Genomic DNA, 16,889 nt, shown 5'->3' on the forward strand with positions numbered 1-16,889 from the left:
ACCGCCATCGATAAGCAATTCATAATCCTTATCTTTTGCCCTGGTGATCGTAACAGCCACATTCTTTCCCCCGTAGTTGACATGCATGGTCATGTGGCTTCTCCAGAAGCCTATAGCAGACCATACATCATGTCTGCCATTTGTTTTATGGTCATCACCGATAAGGCGGGTATTCAAGGTATAGATTACGAAACCGGCAATGGCAACAGGTGCGGTGACCTCTTCCTTGCTGTAAGCACTTCTGTTTGGAGCTTGTTTATCTTTCACGGCGACTATGGTTTTTGTTGGTTCACTCTGCAATTTCATTTTTTCGACCTCTTCATGGAATCTCTGCTTTGCCAAGCCTGATTTAAAATCCCTGTATTGTGTTTCGTGCATGGCAAACTCAAACAGTTCCTCGTCGTTTTTACCTGTATCCCATCCGAGTGTTTTCATTTCCGCGCGGTATTTATCAAGAACATCGGGAAACAGATCCTGCGGTATGCCGGTATAAAACTCCCGTCCCTGTTTTTTTGCCAGGGCAAGGATCTCCGGCGCCAGCGGCCCCGGAAGTAGGCCTGCTTTTCCGGCGATCATGCTCCAGGTATTTTCATCCATCATCGAATACCTCTCCTCGCCTTTGGCCATCTGTACCAGGTTCAACAGAGCCACATTCTTGACATACTGACTGAAAGGAGTGACAAGTGGCGGATAACCCAGCTTAGGCCATACAAAGGCGGTCTCTTCGAAAAGAGCAACAAGCAGCTCATCCTCATTCATTTCCTTTTTACCATGTTCTTTCAGAGCCATATTGATAGCAGAATGGACACCCTTGAGGTCGGCCATCAGGCTGCCCATCATGCCTCCGGGCAAACCTGACTGGATCATCAGCGACGACACAAACCTGTTTTTAGGATCGATAAAATAACCGAGGAAATCATCAATGAAACTCTGGTTCAGCGCACGGGCCTCCATGTAAGCCTTCATGTTGATGTCAGGAACATCGAAACCGGCATCTTTGAGCATGGCCTGAATGGTGATGACATCGGGATGAACCATACCCCATGACAGGGGTTCCATGGCTACATCAAGGTAGTCGGCGCCGGCCATAGCCACCTCAAGCATTGATGCCACTGAAAAACCAGGACCGGAATGGCCATGATACTGAACAGGGATATGAGGATATTTATCTTTGATGGCCTTTACCAGCTTACCGAGGGTGAAGGGTCTTCCTACCCCGGCCATATCTTTCAGGCATATTTCATCAGTTCCGTATTCAATCGCTTTATCTACTACACCCATGTAATAGCTGACCGTATGCACCGGAGAATGGGTGATGCTGAGCGCAGCCTGGGATATCATCCCTGCCTCTTTTGCAGCCTTAATTGACAGCTCAAGGTTGCGGTGGTCATTCAGTCCGCAAAAAGATCGCGCAATATCTACGCCCTGGGCTTTTTTTACCTTGTACATCAACCGTCTGACATCGGCCGGCACAGGAAACATGCGTATACCGTTAAGCGCCCGCTCCAGCATGTGGGTCTGAATACCTGCTTCATTAAAGGGCTTCGTCCACTCCGGCACGGTCTGATTTGGGTTCTCGCCGAACAGAAGGCATACCTGCTCAAAGGCTCCGCCATTTGACTCTATACGTGAGAAGCACCCCATATCGATGATAACAGGAGCTATCTGTTTGAGCTGGTCGACACGAGGCACATACTTGCCCGATGATTGCCACATGTCGCGATAGATGAGGCTGAATTTTATCTGACGTTTTTTCATGATTGTTGGCTTATGCCCCCACAATGAATTGTGGGGTTAGTTATGTACCCAGTTGGGTTGTCTTTTCTCGAGAAATGAAGCCATGCCCTCCTGTCCTTCCTTTGATGCACGCAGTTCGGCAATCACCTTTGCAGTATATTCCATAATGGTATCCATGCACAATTCATTGGAGATATCATAGATCAGCTTCTTGCATGCTGCCATTGCTTCAGGTCCGCTGGTTATAAGGACCTTTATGGTTTCATTCACCTGGTTCTCCAACTCTTCTGCCGGCATGGATTTATTCACCAGCCGGTGGTACTCGGCTTCCTTGCCCAGGAACCGTCTTCCTGTGATCATCAGGTCACGGGCGCTGTATTCCCCGATGCGTTTAATGACATACGGTGATATGGTCGCCGGCACGATGCCGAGCTTCACCTCGGCAAAGGCGAACTTGGTATCGTCAGCACAGAAAACAAAGTCACAGGCCGCCAGCAGCCCGTTAGCACCGCCAATGGCAGCACCCTGAACAACGGCAATGGTTGGCTTCTTGCATCTGTATATGGTGTTAAAGCATTTTGCCAGCCGCAGACTATCCTGGTAGTTCTCCTCATATCCGAATGCTGCAATGCCTTTCATATAATTCAGATCAGCGCCGGCACAGAACGATTTTCCGCGTCCGCGCAGCAGCACAATGCGGACATCAGTCATCTCACCAACCAGCTCAAAACACTCGATGATCTCGCCGATCATCTCGGCATCCATGGCATTATGCTTTTCAGGCCGGTTCAGCCAGATAGTGCCGATCTCATCTGTTAATTCGAATTCGATAGTTTGAAAGGTTTTCATGTTATTTTGTTTTAATGAGTTTCAGGTTACAGGTTACAGGTTGCAGGTTAAAAGTATAGTTAATCATTATTCTAATCTGTAACTTGTAACTTGCAGTTTGCAACCCGTTACATCCTAAACACCCCAAATTTCTGATCGTCGAACTTCTTGTTCAATGACATTGAAATCCCCATAGCCACTATTTTTCGCGTATCCACAGGATCGATGATGCCGTCATCCCACAGACGGGCGGTGCTGAAATAGGCTGATCCTTCGAAATCATATTTATCGAGTATGCTCTTCCGCAGTGCGTCGATTTCTGCCTGTGGCATTTCCTGACCTTTGGCCTTATAAGCTTCTTCTTTCACCTGTATCAGCACTCCTGCAGCCTGCATGCCGCCCATGACCGATATCTTGGCGTTGGGCCACATGAAGAGCAGGCGCGGACTGTAGGCCCTTCCGGCCATGCCATAATTGCCGGCACCGAATGACCCACCAAAGATGACGGTGAACTTAGGCACATTGGCATTGGCTACAGCATGAACCATCTTGGCACCGTCCTTTGCAATACCTTTCCTCTCAAAATCTTTTCCTACAATAAATCCGGTGATATTCTGAAGGAACATCAGGGGTATTTTGCGCGAACAGCATAATTCGATAAAGTGTGTTGCTTTCAGTGCTGATTCTGAGAACAAAACACCGTTATTTGCAAGGATGCCGACAGGAAATCCCATAATATGAGCAAATCCAGTAACAATGGTCGGACCGTATCTTTCCTTGAACTCATGAAAGCGGCTGCCATCCACCATGCGCATAATGATCTCGCGCGGGTCGATGAGTTTTCGGAAATCAACAGGGGCAATGCCATACAGTTCTTCAGGATCATATAACGGCTCTTCTATAGGCTGGATGTCAATTTCCTGGCGTTCATTCTTGTCGAGGTTCTCAAAGATATTACGGCAGATCTGTATGGCGTGGATGTCGTTTTCGGCAAAGTGGTCAGCCACACCGGAGATGGTTGTATGTACTTCGGCACCGCCGAGTTCTTCGGGTGTCACCACTTCTCCTGTGGCTGCTTTCACCAGCGGAGGTCCACCCAGGAAAATCGTGCCCTGCTGCTTGATGATGATCGCCTCGTCGCTCATGGCCGGAACATATGCGCCACCGGCTGTACAGGATCCCATGACAATGGCAATCTGCGGAATCCGCATGGATGACATCTGTGCCTGGTTGTAAAAAAACCGCCCGAAATGATCCCTGTCGGGGAAAACATTGGACTGCTCCGGAAGGAACACCCCACCCGAGTCAACAAGATAAACACACGGAAGATGATTATCCATGGCTATCTCCTGTGCCCGCAAATGCTTTTTTATCGTTTCCTTGATATAGGTGCCGCCTTTCACCGTGGCATCATTGGCTATCAGCACTGTTTCGCGGCCATGGATCACACCTATGCCGGTGACAATGCCGGCCGACGGGTGCTCATTCTCCATGATGTCATAAGCGGCAAGAGCCGACAGCTCCAGGAATGGCGTGTTGGGATCAATGAGTTTATCGATTCTTTCGCGTGCCAGCAGCTTGCCTCTCTCTTTATGCTTCTGGACAGCTTTTTCCGGCCCGCCTTTGATCACCTGGCCGTGTATCTCTTTATACCTGCTGAGAACCTTGAGGAACTCCTCTCTATTCTTTTTAAACTCGTCGGAACTGGTCTTGATCTTGCTCTGTAGTGTAAACATCGGTGCGGTTTTAATGATTCCTGAATGCCTCTGCAAGATAAAAATATTTCCTGAATGTCCGAATAGAATCGCTAAAAATAAGGAGAGCGGGAAATGATGGATGAAGAATGAAGCATACAAAATGAAAAATTCTTCATTGTATATCTTTCATCCTTCAGTTTTAGCATGTAAGCAGGGTAACAATTCTTCAGTTTATGGATAAATTATATCACGGCTTAAATATCAGTAAATATTTCAAAAAGATCATGCCAGTTGACTATGGAAATAAGAAGTTTGATTCATTGGGTTAATTTTTAAGCAATTGCAAATTGGGTATCACAAATTGTGATACCGCGATCAATAATTGACATGAATAAATCAATCATTTTAAGAGAAGAAAACATTGCCAATTTCATTTATATCATCAGAGGCGAAAAAGTGATGCTTGATGTTGATCTGGCAAACTTATATGGAATTGAAACGCGTGTTTTAAAACAAGCCGTACGACGAAATCTCAAACGTTTTCCGGATGACTTCATGTTTACACTTACCGAAGAGGAAATTGGCTGGGTGGTATCACAAAATGTGATACCATCACGAAGTTTATTTGGTGGGGCGAAACCCTTTGCTTTTACAGAGCAAGGCGTTGCCATGTTATCCAGTGTGGTCAATAACAATAAAGCTATTCAGGTAAATATAGCTATTATGCGGACTTTTGTCCAGTTTCGAAAAATGCTTGGTACTCATAAAGAACTTGCTCTTAAACTTGAACAACTGGAACAGAAATATGATGAACAGTTTAAAATCGTATTTACAGCTATAAAACAATTGATTTCACAAGAAAAAAATCCAATAAAAAAGATAGGATATAAATATTGCGATAAAGATTCCGAATAAGTGGGGATAACTTCCAGCTATTTTAAATCCGAGTATTATGTCCTTCAAGTGGCCCCCAAAGAACAATCCTATTACCACATCAAAGTTCCTGTATAAGATCGCTAAATGAAGGATGAAGCATACAAAATGAAAAATTCTTCATCGTTTATCTTTCATTCTTCATTTCCCGACTTTTATCGGGATTTCACTCGGCTTCGCCTCGTTCGACTTCATTTCCCGATCCACGCTTTGTTTCGCATTGTTCAACTTCATTTCCCGGCCTGCATATGGCTTTTGGAAATCTACACCTCAAAGGGTATAATTGATGCCGAAGGCATCACCCATTTGTAGAATAAATCAGCAATAGATAAATCATCCAACCCCGCAGGGATTGAACATGCTTAATCAATACAATAGTGTATTTTGTAGTGATGTTCTCTCCATAAAATTTCATCATTGATTATTAGGGCTTTACGAAATATTTTTCATTTTGTTGAAAAATATTTCACTTTTTGCCCTGACCTTTTAGGGTGTTTTGGTATAAATAGGTGTGCGCAGTGATGATTAGAATTATTAAATGGAGATTGACCTCTTATTGGAGGGTGAAAACCTTTTATCAAAAAATTAGTCGGTCACTATTGATTTTTATTGTAAAAATTAAAATCAGAATTAAATTCATTACATGTGAAATCAGTGTTACATTCATTCAAAATATTTTGTACCTTTAGAATCGGGCATCACTTGATCATGAATTTAATTAAAACCTAAAAAATGAAAATGCATCATTTCACATTGTTTGTAGTGCTATTCTTCTTGTTAGGAAATACCTGTATTCCCCAGGATTTCTGGGAGATAGTGCCGACACCTGATACAGCCAATCCCTGGACTATCACCATTCATAAAAATGGTGATATTTTCAGCGGCTCTAATGGTGTTTATTTATCTCATGACCAAGGTGAAACGTGGGAGTTTAAAGGATTATTTGGAAAAACAATTGGTGCAATTGCAATTGACTCTCTTGACAATGTATTTGCGGGAACAGGTTCAAAAATGTACAAGTCAACTGATTATGGTGAAAGTTGGTATCAGGTTAATTATACTCTTGGGAATAATACTCCCATAGAAGCTGGTCCAAATGGACTAATGTTTGCGGGAGGCGGAATAAATATCGGATATTTATTAAGATCATTTGATTATGGCGAATCATGGGATACAGTGTATATCTTTTCTGCTGGTTATTATGAAACCATCGAAGATATAATGATATCACCCTCAGGAACAGTTTATTTTGGCACAACTCCTTTGGGGGGGGTTGGAGGCGGCGTTTACCGTTCGATTGATCATGGCGAAAACTGGGAACATATAGGATTGCTTTATCATTATATACAAGCATTAGCGCTGAATTCTTCAGGCGAGTTGTTTGCTGCAAGTTATTCACAGTACTATACTCTAATTGGCGGATGTTATAAGTATGATGAAATAAACTCAAACTGGATATCATTAACAGAAAACCTAAATGCAAAGGGACTTATAATTAATTCAAATGATGATATTTATCTCGGTGTCTCTAATGAAGTCGGGGGTCCAGGAGGTGTTTATCGCTCACAGGATGGTGGAGAGACTTGGCAATGGATTAACTCCGGATTAAGTGCGAATTCTATTATTGGTATGTGGTTATCACCTGATGAATATGCCTATGCATTAACTTATGCATCGCACACTTTAAACAGAAGCATTAATCCAACTGTTACTGTGATTGATGAAGATATTAATACTTTTAAAGTAGAAGCTTTTCCTAATCCTTCTAGTGAAAATATTTATTTCAGAATAGCTTTAGATGTGCCAGTTTTCAAAGGCTCTCTGATGATTTTTGATATCAAAGGCGACATTTTAATAAAAATGGATTTAAAAAATACCCATAATTTTCAGTTTATAACCATAAACACTAAAGAATGGTCACCAGGAACTTATTGCTATAGTATCATTTTGAATAATTACAGTCAAAGTGGTAAAATTTTAAAGATCAATTAAAACCAATAAAACGATGAAAATTTTATTTACCCTAATTCTGCTTGGAATTATTGCTATTCATCCCAATGCTCAGATCATCAATGCCAATCCTGATCCCAACGGAGAACCATGGATTGTAGGAAAAGTCCCTGAATTCAAGAGCTTTCAAAATTGATTTTTTTTATTATCCCGTCTTACATATTTCTTGCATTTGTATTTTAAATTTTGTACTTTTATGTAAACTAATTATAAACCACATTCATGAGAAATTTACGTTACAAAATACTGATTTTACTTCTGATTCTTATTGCTAAACCTACTTTTTCGCAGGATTTCTGGGAAATAGTGCCGACACCTGATACGGCTAATCCCTGGACTATCACCATTCATAAAAATGGTGATATTTTTAGTGGTTCCAATGGCGTCTACTTATCTCAGGATACTGGTGAAACCTGGGAATTTAAAGGATTATTTGGGATATTAGCTGCTTCAATTGCCATTGATTCACTTGATAATATATTTGTGGGAACGGGTATTCAAATGTACAAATCAACTGATTATGGGGAAAATTGGGATTTAGTTCAGAATACTCCTGGAAGCTTTCCTTTGGCCACCGGTCCAAATGGATTAATGTTTGCCGGAGGTAAAGAAAATGCCATTGGATATTTATTTCGATCATTGGATTACGGCGAAACATGGGATACGGCATTTATTTTTCCTGGTACGTATGAGGAAATAACGTATATGTTTTTATCTCCTTTGGGGATTTTTTACTTTTCTACGACAGCCTGGATGGGAGGCGGAGGTGGAGTTTACCGTTCAATGCACAATGGAGAAACATTGGAACATATTGGACTGTTAAATCACTTTGTGCAAGCTCTGGCCACTGATTCAGCTGGGAATCTGTTTGCCGCAAGCTATGGGCAATATTATACAAGTATTGGTGGATGTTATTTATATGATGAAATCAACTCAAATTGGATACAACTTACTGAAGACTTGAATGCTGATGCTATTATTATCAATTCAATTGATGATATTTATCTCGGTGTCTCTAATGAAGTCGGGGGTCCAGGAGGTGTTTATCGCTCACAGGATGGTGGAGAGACTTGGCAATGGATTAACTCCGGATTAAGTGCGAATTCTATTATTGGAATGTGGTTATCACCTGATGAATATGCCTATGCATTAACTTATGCATCGCACACATTGAATAGAAGTATTAATCCAACTGTTTCGATAATTGACGAAAACATCAATTTATTTAAATTGAATGTTTTTCCGAATCCTTTCAGTGATAATATTTATATCAGAACTGATTTTGATGTACCGGTTTACAATGGTACTCTAGTGGTTTTTGATATCAAGGGTGATATGATAATAAAAATGAATTTATCAAATTTTCAAAATTTTCAACTTTTAGACATAAATACTAAAGAATGGTCACCAGGAGCTTATTTCTATAGTATCATTTTGAATAATCACAGCCAAAGTGGTAAAATTTTAAAGGTGTATTAAAACTAATAAAACGATGAAAAATCTATTTACCCTTATTTTATTTGGAATTTTTGCTATTAATTCTAGTGCCCAGATAATCAATGCCAATCCAGATCCAAACGGAGAACCATGGATCATAGGTAAAATTCCTGAATACACTCCTGAATACATTCAAGAATTGGATGAAATTCCAGAGCTTGAACTTACGCCAATTTCTGCTCAGACTCCTTTGCCGTCTGTGGTTGATAATTCAGTCAAAAAATATATGCGAAAAATATTTAGGCAAGAAGGTCAAAGTTGTGCTCAAGCCGCAGGTGTAGCCTATAATTTCACATATGAAGTCAGCAGGTTAAGAAATATCGATAATACAAGCGATACGGCAAACTATTATCCGACACATTTCACCTATAATTTTCTGAATATGGGTAATGATACCGGATCAAATATTATTGATGGTTGGCATATTGTCAAAGAACAAGGTTGTCCGACGGTTATGACCTGGGGAGGGATGGCAGGAGATTGTAAAAGGTGGATGACGGGGTATGAAAAATATGATACAAGTTTCAGTAATCGGCTAATTTCCTATTCTAAAATTACAATTACTGACACGGCTAAATTGACCGTTTTAAAACATTGGCTCAGTGACCATAATGAAGGCGATAGCATAGGAGGTTTGTGTAATTTTATTGCTAAAATGGCCGGATCATCATTAACATATGTCACATTGCCACCGGAGAGTCCTGAAGCCGGCAAAACGATGATTGCTGATTTTGGAAGTGTTGGGAGACATGCGCTGACCATTGTTGGATACAATGATAGTATTAAATATGATTATTATCCTATTGATCAGGGAGATGGTGAATATCATAATGATTTAGATCAAAATAGGGATGGAATTATTGATATTCGTGACTGGGAAATCGGTGCTGTAAAAGTAGCCAACAGTTGGGGTCCAACTTATTGGCATCCATTTGATTCAGGATTTGTTTATGTTCCATACAGGCTATTGGCTGAAGAAACAAATGGGATTGAAGATAATTTAGCTTATGTAATTCAACTCGACACAGTCAAACCATATATAAGACCTAATATGATTTTAAAATTAAAAATGGAACATCCATCAAGGGGGCTTCTTTACTTTAAGTTTGGATATGGTAATGTAGCATGTGAAATAGAACCTGCCGAACTTATAAGTAGCTTTCCATTCTCTAATCACGGAGGAGCATATCCCATGCAGGGTATTAACGAAGATCCTATTGAAGTCGAGTTCGACTTTTCATATTATTATGGTGATAAAATAACAAACCAAAATACAGCCCTCGGTAAGATTTTTCTTAATATCTATGAGCAGAATCCTTTGAATGAAGAAGCCACAATACATTCATTTTCAATGGTTGATTACAGATGGAATGAAGAATTCGTACTGACCTATGACAGTGTTCCAATCGAATTTAGTACAGGTGCTGATAATGTTTTGATGGGGATAGAATATGATTTAATACCATTTGAAATGTATTACTCACAGTTTATAAGTTATAATTATGCATGCAATAAAATTTGCCGCCGTCATTGCCAGGCAAAGAACGATGCTGAAGTGACTTTCGGTCAAGGAATTAATGTCGACTTCTATAACGGCACATTGGTTATTGAAGAAGGTGCCTCTCTCATCATCGAAGACAGCGTCACCTTCAGGGCTGTGAAAGGAGCCAATAGTCTCATCGTGTATGGCAACCTGCAAATAGGTGAAAATGTGAATTTTATAGCAAATGAAGGCGCCTCTTTCTTCGTTGATATCAGAAATCCCCAGTTATCATTATCCTTTGAGGAAGCTTATTTTGATCACATCTCACTTAGTACATTCATTGATACGCTTTTCATCAATAATTCAGAATTCCACGACGCTACGATCAATTTATATCGTTCAACAGATAATTTTTATTCACTCACCTATTCTGAATTATCAAACACCGCTATTAGAGCCGTCCTGGATGAACACATCACAGAAGACGGAACAGTGAACATTTCCGACTGTTCCATTAGTAATCAAACAGGCAGTTATGTGATTTTTATTGATGGTTTCCCTAACTTTTCAATATTAAGAGACACCATTGAGTATGCCACCGATGATGGGATATGTATTCACAATTCAGGGACTTCAATGGGGGGAAACCGCGATGTAAAAAATTGTACGATTAAATATGAAGCTTCGGATGCTCCCCCCACGCCCCCTCCTTTTCCTCCCACCCATAGTGGTATTACAGTTTACCACAGCTATGCTGATATACAGAATAACCTGATCATGAATAACTTTTATGGCGTCACTTGCCTTGACAGGAGTAATGTAAGGCTGCTCGGGACGGAATCCGCGAAACATCCGGATGAAACCCAGAGGATTATAAATAATGATTATAACCAAGTCTTTACCGTGCCAGGAAGTTTTCCAGTTGAATTCGAGTATAACATGATATATACTAACAACGGCGATGATTCCCTGGTTTTTTATCAAGCCTTGTATCTCCCCACCAATAAATTCCTTCATGTGGAATACAATTTCTGGGGGCCGGATTTTGATACCGTCCATGACCTTATTCCGTCAGGGAAATATTACTGGAAACCCGTCTGGATACCATCATGGATTCATCCTAAGAGTATAAGCAGTGATGAGTCATTATTTCAGGCTGCTGAACAGGCTATTATTGATGGTAATTATGCCGATGCTGAATCCGATTTCAAAGAGATCATCGAAAACTATCCTGATTCCAAATATCTGCAGGCTTCGGTGAAAGAGCTGCTTGCACTGAAACGTATTTATGACCACGACTTTACCGGGCTGAAAAGTTATCTGGATTCGGTCCCAACTCTGCAGCAGGATACCGAAACCATGAACCTGACAGCCCATGTTTCAAACTGGTGTAACATTGAAAATGAAGACTACATTACGGCTATCAACTGGTTTGAATCACAGATTGAAAATCCGCCCAGCTTTGAGGATTCGATATTTGCCATCATCGACCTGGGCTATACGTATACGCTAATGGACAGCACAGGCAATCGCTCTTCATCATATGTGGGGCGGTATCCAGAATATAAATTCGCAACGCGCAAGGTTTACGAAAGGAACAGGGAATATCTGATCGACCTTCTTTTCAAAAGATCAGGGAACCAGCCGGATGACCAACCCCCAATTAATAATGATACCACGGTTTTCAGCTTAATCCAGAATTTCCCTAATCCCTTCAGGGATCAAACCGATATTGTATTTTCTATTCCCACGGCTGCAAGAGTTTCGATAAGAGTCTGCAATGTTCTCGGCGCTCTTGTTGAAGTACCTTATGATGAATTTGTCGAATCAGGTGCACACCGGTTTACCTGGTCACCGAAGAACCTTGCCGAAGGGATTTATTACTATTCCCTCGAAGTGAATAATGAGAAGAAAGATGTGAAGAAGATGATTTTGCTGAGGTAAAAATACAAGCCGGGAAAAGAAGGATGGAGCATACAAAATGAAAGATTCTTCATCGTATATCTTTCATTCTTTATTTCCCGACTTTCGTCGGGATTTCATTCGGCTTCGCCTTGTTCAACTTCATCTCCCGGCCTACATTTGGATTTTGCAGAAAAATACCTGCCCAATTTTCCTTCTTCATCAATTAATATATTTGTTAAATTTGGATATTAAAGACTGGTACTTTTAAAGGGAATTCTATTTAAATTTAGTAAGCTGGTAATGGGCATATTATAAGCCAAACTTCATTTATACAGACGTGATCGTGCATTTCATGATATATTTCAAAATTTAGTAACTTTGAGGAAATTATTTCAAATGGAAAAAATCATCAATATCCACATAGAAAAGCTTCCGGAAGGATATTACCTTGCAACATCGGAAAGTATTCAAGGACTTGTAGCCCAAGGAAGAACTGTCACAGAAACATTAGAAATTGCCCGAGATGTCGCAAAAAAACTTCTTGAAGCCCAAAAAAATGAGAAAATTAAATACGAATTAATTTCTTTCAGTGATAGTTTCGAATATCCTTTAGTTGTTGGTATTTAATACGATGGGTAAGTTATCAGGATATAAATATCAAGAAATAATCGGCAGACTCAAAAAGTTTGGTTTTTCATTTTACAGGCAAGCTGCCGGAAGTCATGAGATTTGGTATAATAGCTAAACAAAAAGATTTACGACAATTCCAAGTCACAGCGGTGATATGCCGGAAGGAACACTCCGTGCAATTCTTAAACAAGCCAATGTGGATGTGGAAGATTTTCTGAATATTAATTGAAACGCACGCTGACAACCGAGCAAATACCAGCCCGGATATGTTCAAATTATTAAGTATTAAGTATGAAGTATTAAATATTAAGTACTTTTTGCCTCATATTAAATAATAAGGATTTGCCGACCTGCATAGGCAAAAATGCCAGCCGATATCTGCGCTCAACCATTGATAGCTAAAATCTCCCAAATGACCTCCAAAGAACAATCATATAGCCACATTAAAATCCTCGTCGAGCGCTTCGACGAGCAGCTCGGCTCATATAAAAGTGGCAGCTATAACGAAACGTTGACGCGACGCGATTTCATTGATCCGTTCTTTAAAGCCCTCGGATGGGACATCGACAATGAACAGGGCTATGCCGAAGCATACCGCGAAGTGATACACGAGGATAAAGTCAAGGTGGGCGGAGCGACCAAAGCGCCGGATTATTCGTTCCGCTTGGGCGGCGGCAAACGGCTATTCTTCGTCGAAGCCAAGAAACCCAGCATCGTCATCAAAGATGACGTCGCCGTCGCCTACCAGATACGCCGCTATGGCTGGAGCGCCAAACTACCCATAAGCATCATCACCGACTTCGAGGAGTTTGCCGTGTATGACTGCACCGTAAAACCTGAACGTAATGACAAAGTATCAACAGCACGGATAAAATATATCACCTACAAAGACTACCTCAGTGAATTCGATTTCCTCTGGGATATCTTCTCCAAAGAACGTGTCCTCCGGGGCAGCTTCGACAGGTTCGTGCAAAGCTCCAAACAGAAAAAAGGTACCGCCACCGTCGACAGGGAATTTCTTCTGTCGCTCGACAGCTGGCGCAAGTACCTGGCTACCAGCATAAGCTGGAACAACAAGAACCTCGACGAAGATGAGATAAACTATGTGGTGCAGCAGACCATTAACCGCATCATCTTCCTGCGCATCGCCGAAGACCGCGGCGTGGAACCCTATGGACAGCTCAAAGAAGCCATACAACAGAAAGGCGACCTGTACCGGAACCTCTTTTATTTCTTCCGCAAAGCCAATGAAAAATACAACTCCGGCCTGTTCGACTTTCGCAAGGATATCCTATCACCGGAAGTGATAGTCGACAACAAAGTGATCAAAACTATCGTCAGTGAATTGTATTATCCCGAATGTCCGTATGAGTTTTCGGTGTTGTCGGTTGAAATTCTTGGCAGCGCCTATGAGCAGTTCCTCGGCAAGGTGATACGCCTCACGCCGGCGCACATGGCCAAGATAGAGGAGAAGCCGGAAGTGCGGAAAGCCGGCGGCGTGTATTATACGCCGCAGTATATTGTGGAGTATATCGTTGAGAACACCGTCGGCAGGCTCATACAGGGCAAGACGCCGAAGGAGATTGCGAAGCTGAAGATCGTCGACCCGGCATGCGGAAGCGGCAGCTTCCTGCTCGGCGCATACCAGTTTCTGCTCGACTACCACCTGAATTACTATACTGGCGATCCGTCTGCTACAAAAAGACGTGGCACAGCCGGCGATGTGCTGACGCCCGATGGACGACTGACAACCGACGTCAAAAAAAGAATACTGCTGAATAACATTCACGGTGTGGATATCGACACAAACGCCGTGGAGGTGACGAAGCTGAGCCTGTTGCTCAAATGCCTCGAAGGCGAAACCGAAGCATCTATCAAACAGCAGCTTTCACTCTGGCACGAACGTGTGCTGCCTACACTTGAAAATAACATTAAAAGCGGCAACAGCCTCATCGACACCGACTATTATGATGCACAACTGGATTTCGGAGAAGATAAAAAGATCAAACCATTCAACTGGCCAAAAACATTTCCGCAAGTGTTTCAGCAGGGTGGATTTGATGTAGTGATAGGGAATCCGCCTTATGTGCGGCAGGAGCTCCTTGGCGAACAAAAACGGTATTTTGAAACACATTATGGTGTGTATCATGGTGTGGCCGATCTTTATAGCTATTTCATTGAAAAAGGTATCGGCCTCCTGAATGAAAAAGGATTGTTCGGAATAATTGTTGCCAATAAGTGGATGCGGGCAAATTATGGCGAGCCATTGCGCAAATGGCTGAAAAAACATAATATAATTGAGATCATTGATTTTGGCGACCTTCCTGTTTTTGAAAATGTTACCACATATCCCTGCATACTAATTTGCAGTGAAATACCAGGTACTAATCCAATTAAAGTTACCAATGTAAAAACATTAGAGTTCTTGAGTCTGAACAGTTATATTGAGGCAGAAAACATTATGGTTGATCAGGATTTACTGGAAGACAGCGGTTGGAACCTTTCGTCACAGCAAGAACTAAACATTTTAAAGAAGATTCAATCAGCCGGAATTCCTTTAGGTCAATATGTAAAAGGGGCAATCTATTATGGGATTAAGACCGGCTTAAATGAAGCCTTTGTAATAGATGAAGTAACGAAAAACAGGCTGATTGAGGAGGATGAACGCAGCGCAGAGATCATAAAACCTTTCCTTGCCGGGCGTGATATTAAACGATATCAAACACCAAAAAGCGATAAATATTTGATTTTCACAAAGAGAGGGATTGATATTAATAAATTTCCTGCGATCAAGCATCATCTTGAAAAGTTCAAAAAGCAACTAATGCCCAAACCTGATGACTTCATAGGAGAGAAATGGGAGGGACGTAAACCGGGTAGTTATAAATGGTATGAAATCCAGGATGCGATTGATTATTATGAGGAATTTGAGAAGCCCAAAATAATAATACCCGCCATTGTCAAAGCGGCGTCTTACGCAATTGATTATCAACGATTTTATTCGAATGACAAAACAAGCATTGTTCAAACTGAGGATTTATTTCTTTTGGGGATTCTTAATTCAAAACCTTGTGATTACTTGTTGAAATCAATCGCTTCAACCAAACAAAATGGGTATTTTGAGTATAAACCCATGTATATCTCCAAATTATCTGTCCCAAAAGCACAACAAAATCGACATGCAGAAATTATTAAATTGGTGGACACGATGTTACACCTCAACCAAGAGCTTCAAACCACCAAGCATCCCGACAGGATTGCACAAATAAAGGCGCACATTGACCATACGGATGAGCGGATCAATAAGCTGGTGTATGAGCTGTATGGGTTGACGGAAGAGGAAATAAAAATTATTGAAGGATAACAAAGGAAAGATTGTTACTGCATAGATATTTTATGCCCAGAAATTGACTTTGACAAATACATGCCCAGTTTAAAGCCTTTAAAATCGATTCTGTTACCTCTTCATATTGTTAAAAACTTTATTTGTGGCTTTATGAATACAAACCATGATACGATTTATAAATACGTCAATTGCTATGATGGACTTCGCCTTTTATATAAGAAATCCCTGAAATTTTCAAAATCTAAAAATTTTAACGACCCATTTGATTGTTATGTTTATCTGATTGATTTTAAACCCCAAGATGTTAAAGATGTTAAAGAAATTGTAGATAGAAAGGCAAATATCCTTGACCCAGATGAAATAGGACTCACTCATCAACAATTAATGGAAAAATGGAACCAGGAAGGAATTCTTTCACCTAATAATAAAGTTTTCAATTCTATTCTTGAGCCCACTCCGAAAAGTAATCATTTTGGACTAAAGTCCTGTAACTAACTGGTTATCAATTACCACGGTCTTAAGGCCGTGGTAATGCAAATTGATGGTATATAGGGCTTTAGCCCAATATTGGTTTTCGATAACCACTTTTCGGAGTGGATTCATTCTTAAAACTGTAATAAATGATACATGGATAACTTGCTTCAGTAAGAAATGGAATAAGTTATTAATGTGGAGCCATTATGCTAACCTGAATTATTCATAAAAAAATGGAAAAGTTTGTTATCTCATTGATAATCATTATCTTTGAGGTGTATAAACTTTTAAACAAACTTTTCCATGAGTAAAGATACAAAAAGCCCAAATACCCATCTTGTTTCTGATA

10 protein-coding genes and 2 pseudogenes are annotated in these 16,889 nt (G+C 40.8%); 9 read left to right on the plus strand and 3 right to left on the minus strand.

The features are described from left to right. Window positions 1–300: 300 nt before the first annotated feature. From NT175_11675 to NT175_11685, 3 genes and pseudogenes are all read right to left on the minus strand, one after another. Window positions 301–1,758 (minus strand): annotated as a pseudogene (locus NT175_11675) (oxaloacetate decarboxylase). Window positions 1,759–1,794: 36 nt separating this feature from the next. Beyond that, entirely contained in the window at window positions 1,795–2,586 is a 792-nt protein-coding gene (locus NT175_11680; GenBank protein MCX6235355.1) for an enoyl-CoA hydratase-related protein, read from the minus strand. Between the two features lie 107 nt (window positions 2,587–2,693). Further along, on the minus strand, window positions 2,694–4,301 hold the full coding sequence (locus tag NT175_11685) for a methylcrotonoyl-CoA carboxylase (GenBank protein ID MCX6235356.1): 1,608 nt from the start codon (window positions 4,299–4,301) through the stop codon (window positions 2,694–2,696). Window positions 4,302–4,649: 348 nt separating this feature from the next. Here NT175_11685 and NT175_11690 point away from each other — a divergent pair, with 348 nt between their 5' ends. The 9 genes and pseudogenes from NT175_11690 (at window position 4,650) to NT175_11730 (ending at window position 16,561) form a co-directional block, all read left to right on the plus strand. Continuing rightward, window positions 4,650–5,177, plus strand: coding sequence for an ORF6N domain-containing protein (locus tag NT175_11690; GenBank protein ID MCX6235357.1), 528 nt, complete (start codon window positions 4,650–4,652; stop codon window positions 5,175–5,177). Between the two features lie 750 nt (window positions 5,178–5,927). Next, the gene (locus NT175_11695; GenBank protein MCX6235358.1) at window positions 5,928–7,187 is read left to right on the plus strand and encodes a T9SS type A sorting domain-containing protein; all 1,260 of its coding nucleotides are present in this window, start codon (window positions 5,928–5,930) and stop codon (window positions 7,185–7,187) included. Window positions 7,188–7,200: 13 nt separating this feature from the next. Beyond that, window positions 7,201–7,341, plus strand: coding sequence for a hypothetical protein (locus tag NT175_11700; GenBank protein ID MCX6235359.1), 141 nt, complete (start codon window positions 7,201–7,203; stop codon window positions 7,339–7,341). Between the two features lie 86 nt (window positions 7,342–7,427). Continuing rightward, a complete protein-coding gene (locus NT175_11705) occupies window positions 7,428–8,684 on the plus strand; it encodes a T9SS type A sorting domain-containing protein (GenBank protein MCX6235360.1) in 1,257 nt (418 codons plus the stop codon). Between the two features lie 13 nt (window positions 8,685–8,697). Next, window positions 8,698–12,129, plus strand: a complete 3,432-nt coding sequence (locus tag NT175_11710) for a T9SS type A sorting domain-containing protein (protein MCX6235361.1) — start codon at window positions 8,698–8,700, stop codon at window positions 12,127–12,129. A gap of 357 nt (window positions 12,130–12,486) precedes the next feature. After that, entirely contained in the window at window positions 12,487–12,717 is a 231-nt protein-coding gene (locus tag NT175_11715) for a DUF1902 domain-containing protein (protein MCX6235362.1), read from the plus strand. Window positions 12,718–12,721: 4 nt separating this feature from the next. Continuing rightward, window positions 12,722–12,949 (plus strand): annotated as a pseudogene (locus NT175_11720) (type II toxin-antitoxin system HicA family toxin). A gap of 183 nt (window positions 12,950–13,132) precedes the next feature. Then, window positions 13,133–16,084, plus strand: coding sequence for an Eco57I restriction-modification methylase domain-containing protein (locus tag NT175_11725; protein ID MCX6235363.1), 2,952 nt, complete (start codon window positions 13,133–13,135; stop codon window positions 16,082–16,084). Window positions 16,085–16,216: 132 nt separating this feature from the next. Next, entirely contained in the window at window positions 16,217–16,561 is a 345-nt protein-coding gene (locus NT175_11730) for a hypothetical protein (protein ID MCX6235364.1), read from the plus strand. Window positions 16,562–16,889: the final 328 nt, after the last annotated feature.

Source organism: Bacteroidota bacterium, from assembly GCA_026391695.1.
In the GTDB taxonomy this organism is placed as follows: Bacteria; Bacteroidota; Bacteroidia; order Bacteroidales; family JAGONC01; genus JAPLDP01.

Bases quoted from the DNA above. Each gene is read 5' to 3' on its own strand.
- NT175_11680 (MCX6235355.1), bottom strand. From the start codon at position 2,586: ATGAAAACCTTTCAAACTATCGAATTCGAATTAACAGATGAGATCGGC.
- NT175_11685 (MCX6235356.1), bottom strand. From the start codon at position 4,301: ATGTTTACACTACAGAGCAAGATCAAGACCAGTTCCGACGAGTTTAAA.
- NT175_11690 (MCX6235357.1), top strand. From the start codon at position 4,650: ATGAATAAATCAATCATTTTAAGAGAAGAAAACATTGCCAATTTCATT.
- NT175_11695 (MCX6235358.1), top strand. From the start codon at position 5,928: ATGAAAATGCATCATTTCACATTGTTTGTAGTGCTATTCTTCTTGTTA.
- NT175_11700 (MCX6235359.1), top strand. From the start codon at position 7,201: ATGAAAATTTTATTTACCCTAATTCTGCTTGGAATTATTGCTATTCAT.
- NT175_11705 (MCX6235360.1), top strand. From the start codon at position 7,428: ATGAGAAATTTACGTTACAAAATACTGATTTTACTTCTGATTCTTATT.
- NT175_11710 (MCX6235361.1), top strand. From the start codon at position 8,698: ATGAAAAATCTATTTACCCTTATTTTATTTGGAATTTTTGCTATTAAT.
- NT175_11715 (MCX6235362.1), top strand. From the start codon at position 12,487: ATGGAAAAAATCATCAATATCCACATAGAAAAGCTTCCGGAAGGATAT.
- NT175_11725 (MCX6235363.1), top strand. From the start codon at position 13,133: ATGACCTCCAAAGAACAATCATATAGCCACATTAAAATCCTCGTCGAG.
- NT175_11730 (MCX6235364.1), top strand. From the start codon at position 16,217: ATGAATACAAACCATGATACGATTTATAAATACGTCAATTGCTATGAT.